The organism is Pantoea sp. Tr-811, assembly GCF_011752535.1.
GTDB lineage: Bacteria > Pseudomonadota > Gammaproteobacteria > Pseudomonadales > Pseudomonadaceae > Aquipseudomonas.
The window spans coordinates 212,087-231,570 of sequence record NZ_VWXJ01000005.1 but is presented as its reverse complement, the minus strand read 5'-3'; the positions used below and the strand labels follow the sequence as shown (position 1 = coordinate 231,570).

Annotated in this window: 17 protein-coding genes; 12 read left to right on the top strand and 5 right to left on the bottom strand. The window is 66.4% G+C overall.

Annotated features, from left to right (window positions below; all coding sequences use genetic code 11):
* The first annotated feature begins 237 nt into the window (after window positions 1-237).
* The 3 genes from F3J44_RS10040 to F3J44_RS10030 all read left to right on the top strand — a co-directional run bounded on the left by F3J44_RS10040 (window position 238) and on the right by F3J44_RS10030 (window position 1,393).
* A complete protein-coding gene (locus F3J44_RS10040; protein WP_167272033.1) occupies window positions 238-495 on the top strand; it encodes a hypothetical protein in 258 nt (85 codons plus the stop codon).
* A gap of 105 nt (window positions 496-600) precedes the next feature.
* Window positions 601-888: a DUF3077 domain-containing protein gene (locus F3J44_RS10035; protein ID WP_167069253.1), complete on the top strand. Its 288-nt coding sequence runs from the start codon at window positions 601-603 to the stop codon at window positions 886-888.
* 256 nt (window positions 889-1,144) lie between these two features.
* Window positions 1,145-1,393 carry a hypothetical protein gene (locus F3J44_RS10030; protein WP_205299803.1) on the top strand — a complete coding sequence of 83 codons (249 nt, stop codon included), beginning with the start codon at window positions 1,145-1,147 and terminating at the stop codon, window positions 1,391-1,393.
* 39 nt (window positions 1,394-1,432) lie between these two features.
* Here the strand turns inward: F3J44_RS10030 and F3J44_RS10025 are convergent, their stop codons facing one another.
* Window positions 1,433-2,740, bottom strand: a complete 1,308-nt coding sequence (locus tag F3J44_RS10025) for an NtaA/DmoA family FMN-dependent monooxygenase (protein WP_167272031.1) — start codon at window positions 2,738-2,740, stop codon at window positions 1,433-1,435.
* Window positions 2,741-2,803: 63 nt separating this feature from the next.
* Window positions 2,804-4,888, bottom strand: coding sequence for a TonB-dependent receptor (locus F3J44_RS10020; protein ID WP_240158302.1), 2,085 nt, complete (start codon window positions 4,886-4,888; stop codon window positions 2,804-2,806).
* Window positions 4,889-5,092: 204 nt separating this feature from the next.
* On the opposite strand from F3J44_RS10020, the gene F3J44_RS10015 reads away from it, so the two are divergent.
* Window positions 5,093-5,911: an IclR family transcriptional regulator gene (locus tag F3J44_RS10015; RefSeq protein ID WP_167069289.1), complete on the top strand. Its 819-nt coding sequence runs from the start codon at window positions 5,093-5,095 to the stop codon at window positions 5,909-5,911.
* A gap of 6 nt (window positions 5,912-5,917) precedes the next feature.
* Here the strand turns inward: F3J44_RS10015 and F3J44_RS10010 are convergent, their stop codons facing one another.
* Entirely contained in the window at window positions 5,918-6,709 is a 792-nt protein-coding gene (locus tag F3J44_RS10010) for an ABC transporter ATP-binding protein (protein WP_167069292.1), read from the bottom strand.
* 108 nt (window positions 6,710-6,817) lie between these two features.
* Between F3J44_RS10010 and fepB the strand changes: the two genes are divergently transcribed.
* From fepB to F3J44_RS09995, 3 genes are read left to right on the top strand one after another with little or no spacing between them, the layout of a single operon-like run.
* The gene (gene fepB / locus F3J44_RS10005) at window positions 6,818-7,717 is read left to right on the top strand and encodes a Fe2+-enterobactin ABC transporter substrate-binding protein (protein ID WP_167272027.1); all 900 of its coding nucleotides are present in this window, start codon (window positions 6,818-6,820) and stop codon (window positions 7,715-7,717) included.
* Window positions 7,714-8,751, top strand: coding sequence for an iron ABC transporter permease (locus F3J44_RS10000; RefSeq protein ID WP_205299802.1), 1,038 nt, complete (start codon window positions 7,714-7,716; stop codon window positions 8,749-8,751). Before fepB ends, F3J44_RS10000 begins: the two co-directional genes overlap by 4 nt.
* Window positions 8,752-8,786: 35 nt before the next feature.
* A complete protein-coding gene (locus F3J44_RS09995) occupies window positions 8,787-9,779 on the top strand; it encodes a FecCD family ABC transporter permease (protein ID WP_370526728.1) in 993 nt (330 codons plus the stop codon).
* Window positions 9,780-9,823: 44 nt separating this feature from the next.
* Here F3J44_RS09995 and F3J44_RS09990 read toward each other — a convergent pair whose 3' ends face one another.
* Window positions 9,824-10,258, bottom strand: a complete 435-nt coding sequence (locus F3J44_RS09990; RefSeq protein WP_167272023.1) for a hypothetical protein — start codon at window positions 10,256-10,258, stop codon at window positions 9,824-9,826.
* Between F3J44_RS09990 and F3J44_RS09985 the strand changes: the two genes are divergently transcribed.
* From F3J44_RS09985 to F3J44_RS09965, 5 genes are all read left to right on the top strand, one after another.
* Window positions 10,238-10,720, top strand: coding sequence for a formate dehydrogenase subunit gamma (locus tag F3J44_RS09985; RefSeq protein ID WP_167069306.1), 483 nt, complete (start codon window positions 10,238-10,240; stop codon window positions 10,718-10,720). The two genes, F3J44_RS09990 and F3J44_RS09985, sit on opposite strands and share 21 nt — an antisense overlap.
* Window positions 10,714-12,273 carry an NADH-quinone oxidoreductase subunit NuoF gene (locus F3J44_RS09980; RefSeq protein WP_167272021.1) on the top strand — a complete coding sequence of 520 codons (1,560 nt, stop codon included), beginning with the start codon at window positions 10,714-10,716 and terminating at the stop codon, window positions 12,271-12,273. Before F3J44_RS09985 ends, F3J44_RS09980 begins: the two co-directional genes overlap by 7 nt.
* On the top strand, window positions 12,270-15,140 hold the full coding sequence (fdhF, locus tag F3J44_RS09975) for a formate dehydrogenase subunit alpha (RefSeq protein WP_167272019.1): 2,871 nt from the start codon (window positions 12,270-12,272) through the stop codon (window positions 15,138-15,140). Before F3J44_RS09980 ends, fdhF begins: the two co-directional genes overlap by 4 nt.
* Entirely contained in the window at window positions 15,137-15,340 is a 204-nt protein-coding gene (locus tag F3J44_RS09970) for a formate dehydrogenase subunit delta (protein WP_167069312.1), read from the top strand. Before fdhF ends, F3J44_RS09970 begins: the two co-directional genes overlap by 4 nt.
* Window positions 15,341-15,529: 189 nt before the next feature.
* The gene (locus F3J44_RS09965; RefSeq protein WP_167272018.1) at window positions 15,530-17,335 is read left to right on the top strand and encodes an ABC transporter ATP-binding protein/permease; all 1,806 of its coding nucleotides are present in this window, start codon (window positions 15,530-15,532) and stop codon (window positions 17,333-17,335) included.
* A gap of 99 nt (window positions 17,336-17,434) precedes the next feature.
* On the opposite strand, the gene F3J44_RS09960 is transcribed toward F3J44_RS09965, so the two are convergent.
* Window positions 17,435-19,375 (bottom strand): methyl-accepting chemotaxis protein, encoded by a 1,941-nt coding sequence (locus tag F3J44_RS09960; protein ID WP_167069316.1) that lies wholly within the window; start codon window positions 19,373-19,375, stop codon window positions 17,435-17,437.
* Window positions 19,376-19,484 lie beyond the last annotated feature (109 nt).

Below are 19,484 nucleotides of genomic sequence, written 5' to 3'. Positions count from 1 at the left end.
GGGGCCGTTGCAAATTCAACGGCCGGGTCTGCAAGCCCGTGGATGCTTCAGGAATCGTGCTCACCGTTAGCCGTTGGCAATGCCAATGGCTGTGTTCAATGGTGGCTGCGTACGGGTGACCCTAGGGTCAGCCGGGCATCCCGAGGCCCCGGTCTTGCAGGCCCGTATGCAGCCGCCACCCATTCGTCTGCAAGCGATGGGCAGTGGTTTTCTCTCACAAAGCCTCGAGATCTAACCATGCTCAAAATAGTCCCCGATCCACCCTCCACCCCCGATACCTCGCATTACCTCGAAGATACCCTGGTCGAGGCCTGCGAATACGTGTTCTGCGGCCTGGCCGTGGCCCATCAGGCCGTCGCCACGCTGCCCAAGTCGCCTGCAGCCCTCATGACCCAGGCCGTGATCCATGAATTGGAGGCGGTGCGTACGCTGCTGGAATCGGCGATTGCGCAGGTGCAAATCAAGCACCCCCGGCAGGTGCGCTCGTTGCACTGAGGCGCATGATCGTTTGGGTGATGGCTTTGTGGCTTGGTTGCCTGGGCTATCGCATTCGCGGGGCAAGCCCGCTCCTACAGGGGCGGGGCAGAATGAGGATTGAAGATGGACAAGGAACTCCCTGAAGAAACCGGCAGGCTTGGCTTCACCGTGGGCTCGGCCACCTGCGTGCCCGGTGTGGTCGAAGGCAAGCGCCTGTTCCGGGTGGAACCCGGCAATTGCAGCAACCACGCCATGGAGCAAGCCTCGGTGTTGATGGACTGCGCGCGGCGTACCTCGTTTATTGGCGTGATGGATGATGAACCCGCGCTGGTGTGGGCCTCGCATTATCTGTGTGAGATGGCTAAAGCGCTGATGGATGACGCGCACATGGGGATTTTGAAACGCAGGTAGGTGGCGTTTGCGGCAACGAGCGCCGCCTGGCGGCGCATCGCGAGCTGCGCTCGCTCCTACGGAACCATGTGGGAGCGGGCTTGCCCGCGAACACCGGCTTCGCCGGTGCCATCCACCGCGTCGCCTGCTTCGCGGCGGTTCGACGCCTCGACAAGCCCGCCCCCACAGGTAATTGCAGCGCGACTGCGTGCATGACGTTTTATTTCATTGAGCCAGTCACCTGGTTCATCAGTGTTCACCAAAGAGTAACCAGATCATGAAAATCCTGTTGGAAGGGGACACTGGCAAGGCGCTGTGCGAACACTGCAAGGCCGTGGTGCAGATGCTCTATGCTCGTCGAGACGTACCGTTCAGCGATGGCCAGGGTGCAGCCAAGGATATTCTGGTTGGTGTCTGTGATCAGTGCGACTCTGCGGTGGCTATTCCCCCTCAGTCCACGCCTGCTATCCGCGAGGCGCAGCATGTCATCCATACCCTGCAGCATTTAGCCCGGCTGGTCGTGTAGCGGCTCGGCGAAACCCTTTTTTCACCCCTCGGCAAGCCCTCAATATCGCCGCAAATGCTCCGCAAAGGTACTGCCCTGGTACCGCGCGCGGAACAGCCCCCGCTCCACCAGCCGCGGTACCACCTCATCCAGAAAACGGTACACCGACCCAAACGACCCACCGGGCGCGGCGATAAAGCCATCCATCACTCCGGCCTCGGCCCAGTCGGCAATCTCGTCGACCGCATCGTCAACCGTCCCGATCACCTGCCAGTGCGCCGCCGACAGCACTTCCGGGCGCATCAGCAGCTCGCTGGGCAACAGCGACTCGCGTTCGATCAGGCGCCGGAGCAGGCCCACATGGGTGCGGCTGGCGCCCGGTTGCAGCTGCAGCGGCGGCAGGTCGCTGGCGTGAATGCGGCGGTCGCTCGGCCAGGCGGCCAGGTCCAGGCCGGTCATCTGCTTGATCGAGGCATGCTTGCGCGCCACATCCACCCGCGCATGGGTGGCCATGAACAGCTCGCGGGCTTCTTCGCGGGTGTCGGCCAGGAACAGGCTCAGGCCCGGCAGCAAGCGGATGTCGGCGGCGTTGCGGCCATGGCGCTCGGCGCGCCGGCTGAGGTCGCGGCGCAGCTCCGCGGCGGCTTCCTGGTCGGGGGTGGGGGCGAAGACGATGTCGGCCACCCGGGCGGCGAAGTCGCGGCCGCTGTCGGACGCGCCCGCCTGAATCAGCGGAATCCGTGCGCCCTGCTCAGGCAGATTGAGCGGCCCCTGCACCTTGTGGAAATCCCCCTCATGGGCAATGGCCTGCACCTGCGCAGGGTCGGCGTAGCGGCCATTGGCGCGGTCGATCAGCAAGGCCTGCTGCGGGAAGCTGCGCCACAGGCGTTGCACCACCTCGGTGAACTCCGCCGCGCGGGCGTAGCGCTCCTCGGCACTGGGCATGGCCGCCAGGCCGAAATTCTCATGCCCTTGCAAGGCCGTGACGATGTTCCAGCCAACCCGGCCTTGGCTCAGCCAGTTCAGCGACTGCAGCTGGCGCGCCACCAGGTAGGGCGGAAAGAACGTGGTGGAAATGGTCGTCACCAGGCCGATGCGCGAGGTTTCGCGGGTAAGCGCGGCCAGCAGCAGGGTAGGGTCGAGGCTGGTGAACCCCGAGCCGCTTTCCAGGGCGTCGGCCACCACGCAGCTGACATCCGGGCGGAACACGAAGTCCAGGTGCGCCGCTTCCGAGCGGCGGGCGATATCCAGGGCGAAGTCGCTGCCGAACAGGGTTTCCACCCGGCTGTCGGGGCGGCGCCAGCCTTCGCCGCTGAGCCAGGTGGGGGCGAGTGACATGCCGATGTGCAGGCCGTTTCGTGGGGTCATCAGGGTCTCCAGAAATCAGTCTGGCCGGTGGGTGCCGGCCAGGGTTTTACCATGTGGTGCCAGTTAGAACGTACCTTTCACGCCCACGCCCAGCATGCGCGGTTCGGTCATGCTGGCCTCGATGCCGCCAATGCCGCGGTTGGTCTGCATGTAGGTGGGGGTACGCTGGTCGAACACGTTCTTCACGTAGGTGTACAGCTCCACCTGCTGGCTGAAGCGGTAGCTCATGCGCGCGTCGGTGAGGGTGTAGCCGTCCACCGAATAGCTGCGGGTGTTGGCCACGTCCGAGTAGTAACCGTCGATGTGGCGTACCTGGGCATTGACGTTGAGGCGGTCGGTGATGTCCCAGCTGGCGCCGAAGCTCACGGTGTAGCCCGGCGAGCGGGCGAACTCGTTGTGGGCGTAGCTGCTGTTGGCATCGATGCTGTCGATACGGGTTTTCAGCGCGCCGGCGCTGGCCTTGAGGGTGAGGTTGTCCAGCACGCGATAGTCGGCCGACAGTTCCAGGCCATAGGCATGGGCTTTTTCGGCGTTGATGGTGTAGGACTGGGTCAGCCCCGAGGCGAGCACCACCGGAATGTTGTACTGGGCATCTTGCATGTCCATGTAGAACAGGTTGCCGTTCAGGTGCAGGCGGTCGTCCAGCAGGCTGGAGCGGGCGAACAGCTCGTAGTTCCAGATGCGCTCGTCGTCGAAGGTTTCGAAACGCTTGCTGCTCAGGTTCAGCGACACCCCGCCTGGGTTGTAGCCACGGCTGACCATGCCGCCGAGGGTCCATTCAGGGGTCAGGGCGTAGGCCAGCGACACCTTGGGCAGGAAGGCCGAGAAGGTCTTGTCGTAGTCCAGCCCGCCACTGGCGAACGGCGAGGTGCCGCTGCGGCGGATCTGGTCTTGCTGGAAGCGCAGGGCGGTGGTGAGCGTCCAGCGGTCGTTCAGGCGGTAGTTCAGCTCGCCGAACACCCCCAGGTTGCGCTTGCTGTCGTCGAAATCGGAAATACCGCTGTAGTAGAGGATTTCGTCGGAGTCGGTGCGTGCCAGGTACAGCCCGGCCATGCCGCTGAGGGTGTCTTGCTGTTCGCCGAAGGTGAGGCGGGTTTCGTTGGAATAGTTCTTCTGCCGGATATCGGCGTCGCCGCCGTTGGCCACGCCGATCACCCGGTGCACGTTTGACAACGAGTACTGAGTCTGGTTGAACAGCTTGATGCCGTTGTCCAGGTCGTAGTCCACATCGACGATATGGGTGTTGCTCTGCTGGTGCCAGCTGGGCATGGTGGCGCCGGTATGGTCCAGGTCGTGGAAGGGGCGCGAGGCCGCTTCTTGGGTGGGGCGGTTGGAATCGCCGTGGGCGAAGGTGTACTTCACGCCCAGGCCACTGACCGAACTGGGCAGCCACAGCAGCTTGCCGCGCAGGTTCAGCGAGCGGAAGTCCTGGTCGGTGTTGTGGCTGGCGAACGAGCGGTTGGTGTAGTCGATGAAGGTGTCGCGCGCCGAGTAGTCCAGCGCCAGGCGGCCGGCCACATCCTCGCTCAGCGGCCCGGACACGGCCAACGAACTGCGGCGCGAATGGTAACTGCCAAGCTCTGCCTGGTAGGCCGCCTCGGGGGTGAAGGTCGGGTCCTTGGTCTTGACCACGATGGCCCCGGCAATGGCGTTGGCACCCTGGCTGGTGGTTTGCGGGCCGCGGTACACCTCGATGCTGTCGACATCCCACACCGAGGGTGCGCCGAAGTACATCTCGTTGTAGTTCAGGTAGTGGCCGTCGAGGTTGATGGTGGCGCGGGGCACCGTGCCGCCCCAGAACACGTTGGCACCGTTGTTCGGGCCCTGGGTGTCCTGGCCACGGATGATCGGCGCGCCGACCGTGTCGGTGTAGAGCACGTTGGGCACATCGTTGAGCACTTCGTGCACCGAGGCGTCGCCGGTTTTGAGGCGGTCGATCTCGTTGGCGTTCTTCACCGACACCGACGAGGCGGTGTTCCTGAGGTCGCGTTGCACTTTTTCACCGGTCACGACCACGGCGTCCAGCACGTATTGCTGGCTGCCGGCAGCAGCTGCCTGGTCGGCCAGGGCGGTGGGGCTGGCGAGCAGGGTGGACAGGGTCAGAACTCCGAATCCGTGGCCTAACGAGCGTTGCGCAGGGTACTTCAAGACAACCTCCAAATGAGAACGATCCTCGTTTGCGGCGCAAGGTATCACGGTGATATCGCATTCCACAATAAAGAATATGTTCCTCATTGTGGTATATCTGTTCGAATTGAACCGCGTGGCGCGCCAGGCGATGGGTGCTGGCGGTATGATGGGTGCGCCGCGCCCGCCGCCCGGCCGAACAATCAGAACTGAGGAGATAGCCCGTTGAACACTTTGCAGTCCCCCGCCGACGAGGCGCCGGAGAGCCCGGGCGAAAAGCGTTCCGGCACCATTCAGTCGGTGTCGATTGCCGCCCGCTTCCTCAATGTGCTGGCCAATGCGCAAAGTGAGCTGAGCCTGGGCGAGGTGGCGCGCCGCACCGCAACCGGCGGCTCCACGGCGCACCGCTACCTGCAGAGCCTGGTCAAGGAAGGGTTGGCCCAGCAGGACCCGGCCACCGGGCTGTACGACCTGGGCCCGGCAGCGCTGAGCATTGGCATTGGCGCGTTGAAGCGGGTGGATGCGGTGGAGATTGCCGCCCGCCACATGAAGGCGCTTTCCCAGCAGCATGCGGCCAGCGGTGGCGTGGCGATCTGGACCGACCGAGGCCCGACCCTGGTGCGCTGGTACCGCAGCGCCTACTTCTCGATCAACCCCTTGGCCCTGGGCGATATCCTGCCGATCGACAACACCGCCTGTGGCCTGGTGTTCCAGGCCTTCCTGCCCAAGGCCACCATCGATGCCGCGCGCAAGCTGCAGCCGGCGCATTTTCGCGGCACGCCACCGGCTGCCCAGGTGCTGGAGCAGATTCGTGAGCATTGCTGGGCTGAGCTCACCAGCCACCTGCTGTCGAACGTCACCGGCCAGGCGGCGCCGGTGTTCGATGCCCAGCAGGAAATTGTCTGCGTGATGACCACCGTCACCGACCTTGGCCAACTGCGCAGCGCCGAGGACCGCCAGGCGCTGTTCCACCAGGCCGCCCAGGTCAACCAGGCCACCGGTGGCCGCATGCTGGGGGCCCCGGCGCCGGTGTTGCCGGCCTAGGGCGGCTCAGGCGCTGGCCGGTTGCCCGCGCGGCACCAGCATCGGCGTGCCGGTGATGGGGTCGGGGACGATCAGGGCCGAAAGGCCGAACACCTGCTGCACCAGCGCTTCGGTGAAGATCTGCGCAGGCTTACCCTGGGCGATGATCGCGCCATCGCGCATCGCCACCAGGTGGCTGGCGTAGCGGCAGGCCTGGTTCAGGTCGTGCAGCACGGCGACGATGGTGCGGCCTTGCCGGTTGAGTTCACGCAGCAGTTCCAGCAGCTCGAACTGGTGGGCGATGTCCAGGTAGGTGGTCGGTTCGTCCAGCAGCAGAATCGGCGTGTCCTGGGCCAGGGCCATGGCAATCCACACCCGCTGGCGCTGGCCGCCGGACAGCGCCTGCACCGGGCGTTCGGCCAAGGCCTCGATGCCGGTGGCGTGCATGGCCCGTTGCACCGCCTGCTCGTCGTCGGCCGACCACTGCCGCCACAGGCTCTGGTGCGGGTAGCGGCCCCGCGCCACCAGCTCGCCCACGCTGATGCCATCGGGGGCGCTGGCGCTTTGCGGCAGCAGCGCCAGGCGCCGGGCTACATCCTTGGCCGGGCGCTGCTGGATGTCCTGGCCGTCGAGCAGCACGTGCCCGGCACTGGGCACGAGCAGGCGTGCCAGCGCTGCCAGCAAGGTGGATTTGCCGCAGGCGTTGGGGCCGATAATCACGGTGAAGGCGCCGTCTTCGATGTCCAGCGACAGGTCCTGGGAAAGCGTGCGCTGGTCGCGGCGCAGGGTCAGGGCGTGGGCGTGCAGGCGAGCGGTCATGGTGGGTCCTTGGCGGGGCAAGATTTTCGGAATGCATTCTACATGATGGAATTGTTTGCATGAGAAGTATTATCATGCGCACCTTCGCCTTCCCAAGAGATGTTGCCGATGAAGCCCTACCGATCTTGCGCAGCCCTGGCTGCGGCCACTGTGTTGCTGGTTGCAGCGCAACTGGTGAGCGCCGCGCCGCGCATCGTCTCCACCACGCCCAGCGTCACCGGCATCCTGCTGGCGATGGACGCGCCGCTGGTGGCCAGTGCCGCCGCCGCGCCCAGCCGCCTTACCGACGACAAGGGCTTTTTCTCGCAGTGGGCGGCAGTTGCCGACCAGCGCGACGTGCAGGTGCTGTACCGCAACCTGCAGTTCGATATCGAGGCAGTGGTGGCCAGCGCGCCTGACCTGCTGGTGGTGTCGGCCACCGGTGCCGACAGCGCCGCGCCGCACCTGGCCGAGCTCAAGGCCCAAGGCATCGACACGGTGGTGGTCAACTACTCCAACCAGTCGTGGCAGGCGCTGGCCACCGAACTGGGCGAGCGTACCGGCCTTCAGCAGCAGGCCAAGGCCGTGATCCAGCGTTTTGACGACTACACCCAGGCCACCGCTGCGCGCCTGCAGCCTTCGCCGCGCCCGGCGGTGCTGGTGGGGTACAACATCGGTGGCAGCTATTCCATTGGCCGCACCATCAGCCCCCAGGCGCGGCTGCTCACGGCTTTGGGCTTCCAGGTCCACGAGTTGCCCGAGGCGATGGCGGGGCAGGTGATCCGCGCCACCGAGTTCCAGTTCATCTCCCGGGAAAACCTGGCGGCGGCCATTGGTGATGCCGATGTGTTCCTGCTCAGTGCCGATGCCCACGACGCCCAGGCCTTCCGTGACGACCCGGTGCTGGCCAACCTGGCGGCCGTGCGCAACCAGCGGGTGTATCCGCTGGGGCCCAGTTCGTTCCGCATCGACTACTACTCCGGGCGGCAGATGCTCGACACTGTGGCCGGTTACTTCGCCAAGCCATGAGCAGCCGCCTGCCTGCACTGGCGCTGATGCCTGTTCGCCGCCCCGCTGCCCGTGGGTTGTTGCTGGCGCTGCTGCTGTTGCTGCTGGCGGTACTGGCCAGCCTGCTGGTGGGCTCGCAGCACGTGGCACCAGCGGTGGTGCTCGATGCGTTGCTGCACCCCGACCCGCACAACGACGCGCACTTGATCGTGCGGGAACTGCGCGTTCCGCGCACCGTGGTGGCGTTGCTCGCCGGCCTGGCGCTGGGCGCCGCCGGCACGCTGATGCAGGCGCTGACGCGCAACCCGCTTGCCGAACCTGGGCTGCTGGGGGTCAACGGCGGTGCGGCATTGGCGGTGATTCTTGGCGTGGCCGTGCTGGGGACGAGCCAGCCGGGGCAGTTGATGTTGCTGGCCTTCATGGGCGCCGGTGGGGCGGGGGGGCTGGTGATGCTGCTCGGCCAGGCCGGTGCCGGTGATAGCCACCCGGTGCGCCTGGTGCTGGCCGGGGCAGGGCTGAGCATGCTGCTGGCGGCGCTGACCGGCATGCTGGTGCTCAACACCCCACCGCAGGTGTACGACCACTTCCGCCACTGGGCGGCCGGTTCGCTGGCGGGCAGCAGCCTGGCCGCGTTGCCGCTGCCGGCCTTGGCCATTGCCGTGGGGCTGGGCCTGGCGGCCGGGTTGATGCCACGGCTCAATGCCCTGGCACTGGGCCGCGACCTGGGCCGTGCGCTGGGGGTGAACCTGCGCCTGACCTGGGCGCTGGCCTGCGTGGCGCTGATGCTGCTGGCCGGCAGTGCCACCGCCATCGCCGGGCCGATTGGCTTTGTCGGCCTGGTGGCGCCGCACCTGGCGCGCCTGCTGGTTGGCCCTGATTACCGCCGCATGTTGCCGTATGCCGCGCTGTTTGCTGCGCTGCTGCTGTTGGGCGCCGACCTGCTGGGGCGCGTGCTGGCCCAGCCGGCAGAGCTGGCAGCGGGAACCCTGGCCCTGCTGCTGGGCGGGCCGGCCTTCATCCTGTTGATTCGTCGGTACCGCCTATGCCACCTGTAACCCCTCTGCATGTTCTGCGCTGTGGCCCTTGCAGCGTGCGATTCAGCCCCCGGGCGTTGCTGGTTGGCAGCGCCCTGGTGCTGCTGGTGCTGGGGCTGGCGGTGCTGTTGCTGGGTACCGGCAGCCTGCCCATAAGGCCTGGGCAGGTGCTCGCCAGCCTGCTCGGCCAGGGTGACAGCGAGATGGTGCGGCGCATCGTTACCCGGGTACGCCTGCCACGGGTGTTGACCGCGTTGCTGGTGGGGGCGGCGCTGGGCATGGCAGGGGCGATCTTCCAGTCGGTGGCGCGCAACCCGCTGGGCTCGCCGGACGTCATTGGCTTCACCACGGGCGCGGCGAGCGGCGCGATCGTGCAGATCATCCTGTTCGACGCAGGGCCGCTGGCCACTGCCCTGGCGGCGGTGCTGGCCGGGCTGCTCACCGCCTTGCTGGTGGTGCTGCTGACCCGCCGCACTGCGGCAGGCGCGGGCTACCAATTGGTGCTGGTGGGCATTGGCGTGGGCGCCACCCTCACGGGCCTTAACCAGTTGCTGCTGGTGACCGGCGACCTGGACCAGGCGCTGTTTGCCCAGCTGTGGCTGGCAGGCTCGCTCAATACCCGCACCTGGAGCCATGTGTGGCCTGCGGCCCTGGGCCTGGCGTTGGTCTTGCCGCTGGCGCTGGCGTACCGCCGCGAGCTGGCCATGCTGGAAATGGGCGATGACTGCGCCAGCCAGCTGGGCGTGGCAGTGCCCCGTGCGCGCTTGTTGCTGGTGCTTTGCGCCGTTGCGCTGACGGCGATTGCCACGGCGGCGGCGGGGCCGATTGCCTTCGTTGCCCTGGCGGCGCCGCAATTGGCGCGGCGCTTGACGCGCTCGGCAGCCGTGCCGCTGTTCTGCGCCGCCTGGATGGGCGCCGGGCTGCTGCTGGTGGCCGATTGGCTCAGCCAGCGCCTGGCCGCGACGGCGCAGTTGCCGGTGGGCTTGGTGACGGGCGCGTTGGGGGGCTGCTACTTGCTGTGGCTGATTACCGCCCAGCGCCGAGGCTGAGAACAGTTGCCCAGCCCTTAGGCCTGCTGACAATGCACCCATCTTCAGGCCTTCCCCGCCTCGGTAGGAGCGAGCGCAGCTCGCGATGAGGCGCGCAGCGGCCCCAGGGCTTGAGCTTCGCAGCTTATAAAGCCGGGGCTGCGTTGCAGCCCATCGCGAGCTGCGCTCGCTCCTACATAATGCAGATAGTTATGATTTTGTTCACAGGGTGTTACGGCGTGCTTGATGGCACTGGTCGGTTTCAGAATAAGGCGGTCGCTCGCGCCCTTTCTTTTGCCGGCACAAGTGCCATGCTTAGAGGATGCCCATGAGCCCAGTGCGCGCAGATGCACGGCCATCGGCACGGAGGCCGCCGCGCCCACGCCAGCCGTGACGTGGCCGGTGCGCCACAGCAGAACACGCCGGTTACCTGCCAGTACAATAATCAGGGCAGGGACCGTGATGCCGAGGTCCGCTGTATGCCTGATGAACTGCTGCACCTGCCCGTTATCCAGAGCATCCTCGCCCGCGAGAAAGCCACCCCCGGCGCCCTGTTGCCGATCCTGCACGCCCTGCAGGATGCCCTTGGCTTCATCCCCGAGGCGGCCGTCGACGAAATTGCCCATGCCCTGAACCTCAGCCTTGCCGAGGTGCGCGGGGTCATCAGTTTCTACCATGACTTTCGCACCACGCCCCCGGCGCGCCACACCCTGCGCCTGTGCCGCGCCGAGTCGTGCCAGAGCCGCGGCAGCGAGGCGTTGGCCGCGCAACTGCGCGAACAGCTGGCGCTGGACGACCACGGCACCAGTGCCGACGGCGCCATCAGCCTGCGCCCGGTGTATTGCCTGGGCGCCTGCGCCTGCTCGCCGGCCCTGCAACTGGACGGCCAGGTGCACGCGCGCCTCACCCCCGAGCGCCTGCGGGCGCTGGTGAACGGTTGCCTGGAGGATCAGCCATGCTGACCTTGTTCATCCCCGCCGACTCAGTGGCCCGCGCAGTGGGGGCGGACCAGGTGGCCACTGCCCTGCAGCAGGAAGCCGAGCGCCGTCAGCTGCCCGTCGACATCCAGCGCACCAGCTCGCGCGGCCTCTATTGGCTGGAACCGCTGGTGGAGTGCGAAAGCGCCCAGGGCCGCCAGGGCTTTGGCCCGGTCACCGCGCAAGACGTGCCCTCACTGCTCGACGCCCTGGCCGGCGAACCCGGTGGCCACTCGCTGGCGCTGGGCGCGGTGGAGCAAATCCCGTACCTGAAGACCCAACAGCGCCTGTTGTTCGCCCGCGCCGGTATCACCCGGCCGCTGTCGCTGGACGATTACCGTGCCCACGGCGGTTTCCAGGGCCTGGAAAACGCGGTGGCGCAGGGCGGCGCTGAGGTGGTGGCCGCCGTGCTTGATTCCGGCCTGCGCGGGCGCGGCGGCGCTGCGTTTCCGGCGGGCATCAAGTGGCGCACCGTGCGCGATGCCGTGGCCGGGCAGAAATACGTGGTGTGCAACGCCGACGAAGGCGATTCCGGCACCTTTGCCGACCGCATGCTGATGGAGGGCGACCCCTTCCTGCTGATTGAAGGCATGATTATCGCCGGGCTCGCCGTGGGCGCCGACAAGGGCTACCTCTATGTGCGCTCGGAATACCCCGACGCCATCCGCGTGCTCGGCCAGGCCTGCGCCATCGCCCGTGGCGCCGGCTACCTGGGCCGCGATGCGGCCGGCAGCGGCCAGGCCTTCGACCTGGAGCTGCGGGTGGGCGCGGGGGCCTATATCTGCGGTGAGGAAACCGCGCTGCTCGAATCCATCGAAGGCAAGCGCGGCCTGGTTCGCGCCAAGCCGCCGATCCCGGCGGTGCAAGGCTTGTTCGGCCGGCCGACGTTGGTGCACAACGTGCTGACCCTGGCCTCGGTGCCGACCATCCTGGCCCGTGGCGCTGCGTTCTACCGCGACTTCGGCATGGGCCGCTCGCTGGGCACCATGGCGTTCCAGTTGGCGGGTAATATCCGCCATGGTGGTTTGGTCGAGCGGGCATTTGGCCTCACCCTGCGCGAGTTGGTGGAGGTGTATGGCGGTGGCACCGCCAGTGGTCGCCCGCTCAAGGCCGCGCAGGTGGGCGGCCCGCTGGGTGCGTGGGTGCCGCCCAGCCACTTCGACACGCCATTGGACTACGAGGCCTTCGCCGCTATGGGCGCGATGCTCGGCCACGGCGGTGTGGTGGTGGCCGACGACACCTTGAACATGGCCAGCATGGCGCGTTTCGCCCTGCAGTTCTGCGCCGAAGAGTCCTGCGGCAAATGCACCCCGTGCCGAATTGGCTCGACCCGCGGCATGGAGGTGGTCGACCGGCTGATCGCAGCCCGCGACTTCAGCGAACGCCACGACCAGGCCCTGCTGCTGCGCGACCTGTGCGACACGATGCAATACGGCTCGCTGTGCGCCATGGGCGGCATGACCGCCTACCCGGTGGCCAGTGCCCTCAAGTACTTCCCCGTCGATTTCGGGCTGACCACCACGGAGGCCGCACAGTGATCAATTACTTCGATCCGGAAACTGACCTGGGCACGCCCGCCCGTGAAAGCGACGTGCAGGTCAGCCTCAACATCGACGGCCGCGCCATCAGCGTGCCCGCCGGTACTTCGGTGATGCGCGCCGCTGCGCTGCTGGGCACCAGCATCCCCAAACTCTGCGCCACCGACAGCCTGGAAGCCTTCGGCTCGTGCCGCCTGTGCATGGTCGAGATCGACGGCATGCGCGGCTACCCGGCCGCGTGCACCACGCCGGTCACCGAGGGTATGGTGGTGCGCACGCAAACCCCGCGCCTGGCTGGCCTGCGCCGCAACGTGATGGAGCTGTACATATCCGACCACCCGCTGGACTGCCTGACCTGCTCGGCCAATGGCAACTGCGAGTTGCAAACCGTGGCCGGCCAGGTCGGCCTGCGCGAAGTGCGTTATGGCTATGACGGCGCCAACCACCTGGCCGACCAGAAAGACACCTCCAACCCGTACTTCGACTACGAGCCCAGCAAGTGCATCGTCTGCAGCCGCTGCGTGCGTGCCTGCGAAGACATCCAGGGTACGTTCGCCCTGACCATCACCGGGCGCGGCTTCGATTCGCGGGTGGCGGCGGCCGGCGGCGACAATTTCCTGGCCTCCGAATGCGTGTCGTGCGGCGCTTGCGTGCAGGCCTGCCCGACCGCGACCCTGACCGAGAAAAACCTGGTGCAGCTCGGCCAGCCCGAGCGCGCCGTCATCACCACCTGTGCCTACTGCGGCGTCGGTTGCTCGTTCCGCGCCGAAATGAAGGGCGACCAGCTGGTGCGCATGGTGCCGGACAAGAACGGCGGCGCCAACCACGGCCATGCCTGCGTCAAGGGGCGTTTCGCCTGGGGCTATGCCACCCACCCCGACCGCATCACCAAGCCGATGATCCGCAAGCGCCTGCAAGACCCGTGGCAGGAGGTCAGCTGGGACGAGGCGGTGGCGTATGCCGCCAGCGAGTTCCGGCGCATCCAGCTCACCTATGGGCGCGACGCCATCGGCGGCATCACCTCCAGCCGCTGCACCAATGAAGAAGCCTACCTGGTGCAAAAGCTGGTGCGCACGGCGTTCGGCAACAACAACGTCGACACCTGCGCGCGGGTGTGCCATTCGCCCACGGGCTATGGCCTGAAGCAGACGCTGGGCGAGTCGGCCGGCACCCAAAGCTTTGACTCGGTGATGCAGGCCGACGTGGTGCTGGTGATCGGCGCCAACCCTACCGATGCTCACCCGGTGTTCGGCTCGCAGCTCAAGCGCCGCCTGCGCCAGGGCGCCCGGCTGATTGTCATCGACCCACGGCGCATCGACCTGGTCGATTCGCCCCACGCCCGCGCCGAGCTGCACCTGCAACTGCGCCCCGGCACCAACGTGGCCATGCTCAACGCCCTGGCCCATGTGATCGTCAGCGAAGGCCTGCTGGCCCAGCCCTTTATCGACGCCCGCTGCGAAACCGAGGCCTTCGCCCGCTGGCGCGATTTCGTCAGCCTGGCGGAAAACGCCCCCGAGGTACTGGGCCCGGTGTGTGGGGTGCCCGCCGAGCAAATCCGCGCGGCGGCAAGGCTGTACGCCACCGGCGGCAATGCGGCCATTTACTACGGCCTGGGCGTGACCGAGCACAGCCAGGGCAGCACGGCGGTGATGGGCATTGCCAACCTGGCCATGGCCACCGGCAACATCGGCCGCGAAGGGGTAGGGGTGAACCCGCTGCGTGGGCAGAACAACGTGCAGGGCTCGTGCGACATGGGCTCGTTCCCCCACGAGTTGCCCGGTTACCGGCATATCTCCAACGAAGGCGTGCGCGCCGAGTTCGAGCAGGCCTGGGGCGTGACCCTGCAGCCAGACCCGGGCCTGCGCATTCCCAACATGTTCGAGGCGGCGCTGGACGGCAGTTTCAAGGCGTTGTACTGCCAGGGCGAGGACATCGCCCAGAGCGACCCCAACACCCAGCACGTGACCGCCGCCTTGCGCGCCATGGAGTGCGTGGTGGTGCAGGACATCTTCCTCAACGAAACGGCCAAGTTCGCCCATGTGTTCCTGCCGGGCAGCTCGTTCCTGGAAAAGGACGGCACGTTCACCAACGCCGAGCGGCGCATTTCGCGGGTTCGCAAGGTGATGGAGCCGCTGGCCGGCAAGGCCGACTGGGAAGCCACCGTTGCCCTGGCCAACGCCCTGGGTTACCCGATGAACTACCGCCACCCCAGCGAGATCATGGACGAAATCGCCCGCCTGACGCCGAGCTTCCGGCGAGTGAGCTATGCCGAAATCGACCGCCATGGCAGCTTGCAGTGGCCGTGCAACGACGCCGCCCCCGACGGCACGCCGACCATGCACATCGAGCAGTTCGTGCGCGGCAAGGGGCGTTTCATGCTCACTGGCTATGTACCCACTGACGAGAAGGTCAACAGCCGCTACCCGCTGCTGCTGACCACCGGGCGCATCCTCAGCCAGTACAACGTCGGCGCGCAAACCCGGCGCACCGGCAACACCGCCTGGCACGACGCCGACCGCCTGGAAATCCACCCCAGCGACGCCGAAAGCCGGGGTATCGGCGAAGGCGACTGGGTGGGCATTGGCAGCCGTGCCGGGCAGACCGTGTTGCGGGCCAAGGTCAGCCCACGGGTGGCGCCGGGGGTGGTGTACACCACGTTCCACTTCCCCGAGTCCGGCGCCAACGTGATTACCACCGACAACTCCGACTGGGCCACCAACTGCCCGGAATACAAGGTGACGGCGGTGGAGGTGGTGAAGGTGTTCCACCCCTCGGAGTGGCAGAAACGCTACCAGGACTTCAGTGACCAGCAACGGCGCCTGCTCAAGGAACGCCGTAAAACGGAGAAAGCCGAGGTGCGCCGATGAGCAGCGACAACCTGGTGAAGATGGCCAACCAGATCGCCCACTACTTCGACAGCGAGCCAGACCGGGCGCTGGCGGTGCAGGGGGTGCGGCACCATTTGACCAACTTCTGGACGCCGGCCATGCGCCGGCAGTTGGGCGAGTGGATTGCCGACCATGGTCAGGAAGGGCTGGATGCCAAGGTGGTGGAGGCCTTGGCCTAGCGCTGGCCTGTCCCGGCCCTTTCGCGGGGCAAGCCCGCTCCTACACGGGTTGCGCAGCCCTCGGGCCTGTAGGAGCGGGCTTGCCCCGCGAAAGGGCCGGTACAGGAAAAATGAAATGTCCGTCATGTATGCAGGACGATCCCCACCGCGGTGCTACGCTCGCGGAAACACTCGTCACGGATACTTCCTATGGACATGAACTGGCACCAGGCCTTGCAAGAGAGCCTGAGCTGGCTTGCAATCGCCTCGTTCATCACGCTCATCGGCTTCACCGCCGCTGCCTTGCTGGCCGTGCGCTACACGCGCTGGGGCCGGCAGTTCTGGCAGGTGGCCGGGCCGTACTTCACCTGGCGCCGCAGTTGGCGGCCGTTGCTGATGTTCGGCCTGTTGCTGGTGCTGACGCTGTTCTCGGTACGTATGAACGTGCTCTTCTCGTTCTGGTACAACGGCTTCTACAGTGCCCTGCAGGCCCTTGATCAGACGACCTTCTGGTACCTGCTCGGTGTGTTCGCGGTGCTGGCCACCATTCATGTATTGCGCGCGCTGCTTACCTTCTATGTCACCCAGGCGTTCAGCATTCGCTGGCGGGTGTGGCTGACCGAGCGCCTGACCCACGACTGGATGCAAGGCGATGCCTATTACCGCGGGCGCTTCCTGGCGGAACCGGTCGACAACCCGGACCAGCGTATCGAGCTGGACGTGAGTGCGTTCGTCAGCAACTCGGTGTCGCTGGCCCTGGGTGCAGTAAGCGCGGTGGTGTCGCTGGTGGCCTTCACCGGCATCCTCTGGGGCCTGTCGGCGCCGTTGGCGGTAGCGGGGTACGAAATTCCCCGGGCCATGGTGTTCGCGGTGTACGTGTACGTGCTGATCGCTACGTGGATTGCCTTCCGCCTCGGCCAGCCGCTGATCCGCTTGAACTTCCTCAACGAAAAGCTCACGGCGAACTTCCGTTACGCCTTGATGCGTCTGCGCGAGAACGCCGAGAACATCGCCTTCTACCAGGGTTCCCAGGTGGAGCGCGGCACCTTGCTCGGGCGCTTCGGCGCGTTGATCGTCAACGTCTGGGCGCTGGTGTTCCGGAACCTGAAGTTCAGCGGCTTCAACCTGGGCGTCAGCCAGGTGGCGGTGGTGTTCCCGTTCATCCTGCAGGCGCCGCGCTTTTTCAGCGGGGCGATCAAGCTGGGCGATGTGATGCAGACCTCCCAGGCGTTTGGCCAGGTGCAGGATTCGCTGTCGTTCTTCCGCGAGTCCTACGACACCTTTGCCCAGTACCGCGCCACCCTCGACCGTTTGACCGGTTTCCTCGATGCCAACGCCCAGGCCAGCAGCCTGCCCCAGGTGGCCACCCGGCAGCAGGCCCATGCCCTGGACATCAGCGGCCTGCAGGTGCTGCGCCCGGATGGCCACGCGCTGATCGCCAACCTCGACCTGCGCCTGCACGGTGGCCAGGCGCTGTTGATCAAAGGGCCATCAGGCAGCGGCAAAACCACCTTGCTGCGGGCCTTGGCCGGCCTTTGGCCCTATGCCGAAGGTGAGGTGCAGCGGCCCTTGGGCACCCACGCGCTGTTCCTTTCCCAGCGGCCTTACCTGCCCCTGGGCGACCTGCGCACGGCCATTGCCTACCCGGCCGATGGCAAGCCTGAGGACGAGGCGCGGATGCAGCAGGTGCTGCGCCAGGTCAACCTGGCGCACCTGGCCGAGCGGCTGGCGGTGAGCGGCGATTGGGCCAATATCCTGTCGGTGGGCGAGCAGCAGCGCCTGGCGTTTGCCCGGGTGCTGTTCAACCGGCCGCAGGTGGTATTCCTCGATGAGTCCACCTCGGCGATGGATGAGGGGCTGGAGCATGCGATGTATGCGCTGTTGCGCCGGGAGATGGCCGATACCCTGCTGGTGAGCGTGGGGCATCGCAGTACCCTGGGTGATTTCCATACCCATCGGCTGGAAGTCGACGGGCAGGGCGGCTGGGCGCTGCTGGAGCAGCAGGTGTTGGCTTGAGCACCAGCAGGGCTGGCCTCTTCGCGGGGCAAGCCCGCTCCTACAGGCAATGCGCAATGCCCTGTAGGAGCGGGCTTGCCCCGCGAAGGACGTGATCAATCAGGACTTGAACCGCCCCACTAACCCATCAAGCTCATCCGACAACCGCGCCAGCCGCCCGGAATCTTCCTGGGCCGACCCGGCCAGGCTTTCCACCAGCCGCGCCTCGTCGTAGATCTGCTGGATATGCCGGTTGATCTCTTCAGCCACGCTGTGCTGCTCCTCCGCCGCCGCCGAAATCTGCAGGTTCTGGTCTCGGATTTCGTTCACCGACAGCTGAATACCTTCGAAACTGTCGCGGGCGTTTTCAATCGACGACACGCTGGCCCGTGACAGGTCCAGGCAACTTTCCATCTTCTGCGACACCTCCTGGGTCTTGCCGCCCAGGGTGTTGAGCAGTTGGTCGATCTCGCCCGTGGAGTCGGCTGTACGCTTGGCCAGCGCCCGCACCTCGTCGGCGACCACGGCAAAGCCGCGGCCCTGGTCACCGGCACGGGCGGCCTCGATGGCGGCGTTCAGGGCCAGCAGGTTGGTTTGCTCGGCGATGGCGCGGATGGTGCCAAGGATCTGGTTGATGTTGCGGCTGCCTTCCTCCAGCTCGACCATGGCCTGGGACGATTCCACCAGGCGGCTGCCCAGGCGGTTGACGTTCTCGGTGGTCACCTCGATCTGCTGCTTGCCTTCGGCCACCCGGCGGTGGCCATGTTCGGCGGCGTCGGCGGCGCTGCTGCAGGAACGCGCCACTTCGTTGGCGGTGGCCACCATCTCGTTGAACGCGGTGGACACCAGCTCCACCGCCTCGCGTTGGCGCCCGGCGGCTTCGTTCATGTTGCCGGCCAGTTCGCTGTTGCTGCGCGAGGCGTCCTGCAGGTTGCCGGAGGCTGCGCCGATACGCTGGATCAACTGGCGAATCGCGGCGAGGAACTTGTTGAACCAGCCGGCCAGCTCGGCGGTTTCGTCCTTGCCGTGGACCTTGAGGTCGTGGCGCAGGTCGCCTTCACCCTCGGCGATCGACTGCAGGCCGCTGCTGACCTGGCCAATGGGCTTGACGATCACCCGCGAGAAGCCCGCTGCCACCAGGGCGAAGAAGATCGCCAGCAGCACCACGATACCGGCGGTGAGGTAGGTCATGCGGGTGGCGGTGGCCATCACTTCGTCATACTCGATCAGGCCGATGAAGCGCCAGCCCAGGCCGGGCGAGGTCCATACGTTGGCCATGTAGCGCACGCCGCCGATCACCACTTCGGTGGGGCCTTGCGCGGTGGCGGCCAGGTGCGCGTAAGGGGCGCCCAGGTCCTTGAGGGGCTTGAAGCTGTGGCTGGCGTCGCGCGGGTCGACCAGCACGGTGCCGTCCTCGATCAGCATCACGTAGCCGCTGTTGCCCAGCTTGATGCTCTTGACCAGTTCGGTGAGGTTCTTCAGCGACACACTGACCACGAACACGCCCTTGGCCTTGCCGGCCGGGTCGCGCAGTGCCCGCGCAGTGCCCACCAGGGCGACGTCGTCTTTGTCGTAGTAGTAGGCGGGGGTGCGCACGGTCTTGCCCGGCTCGGCCATGGCGGCTTTGTACCAGGGGCGGGTGCGCGGGTCGTAGCTGGCCAGTTTCGGGTCATCGGGCCATTTGGCGTAGCTGCCGTCTTCCAGGCCGATGGACAGAATCGCCGCCGCCGGGTGGGTGGTGCCGTAGCGGGCGAAGGCCTGGATTACCTGGGCCGCCGCTGGGGGCAGGGGTTGGCTGGCGGCGTCCGGGCCGGTGTAGTCCTTCAGGCTTTCCACCGAGGTGTATACAGGGTCGGCGGCCATTTGGTCGACATTCTGCAGCGTGCCATCGAAGAACTGGCGCATGTTGCCGTCGATTTGGCGAATTTCCCGGGTGCTGCCGTCGATGAATTGGTCGACCGCATCGCTGCGGATGTTCACCACCGAGATTACGCCAACCAGGCTCACCGGGATGAATGCCACCAATACGAACGCAAGAACCAGCTTGTTTTTTATTTTCATCAGTGACGCCCATCCGTGAGAGTGAAGACCGCCGCAGCCAGAGTGATGGCTACGTGCTATCTATTTATTTCGGCGGGCGGAATATAAAACTTTAGCGATAGGTTCGTGT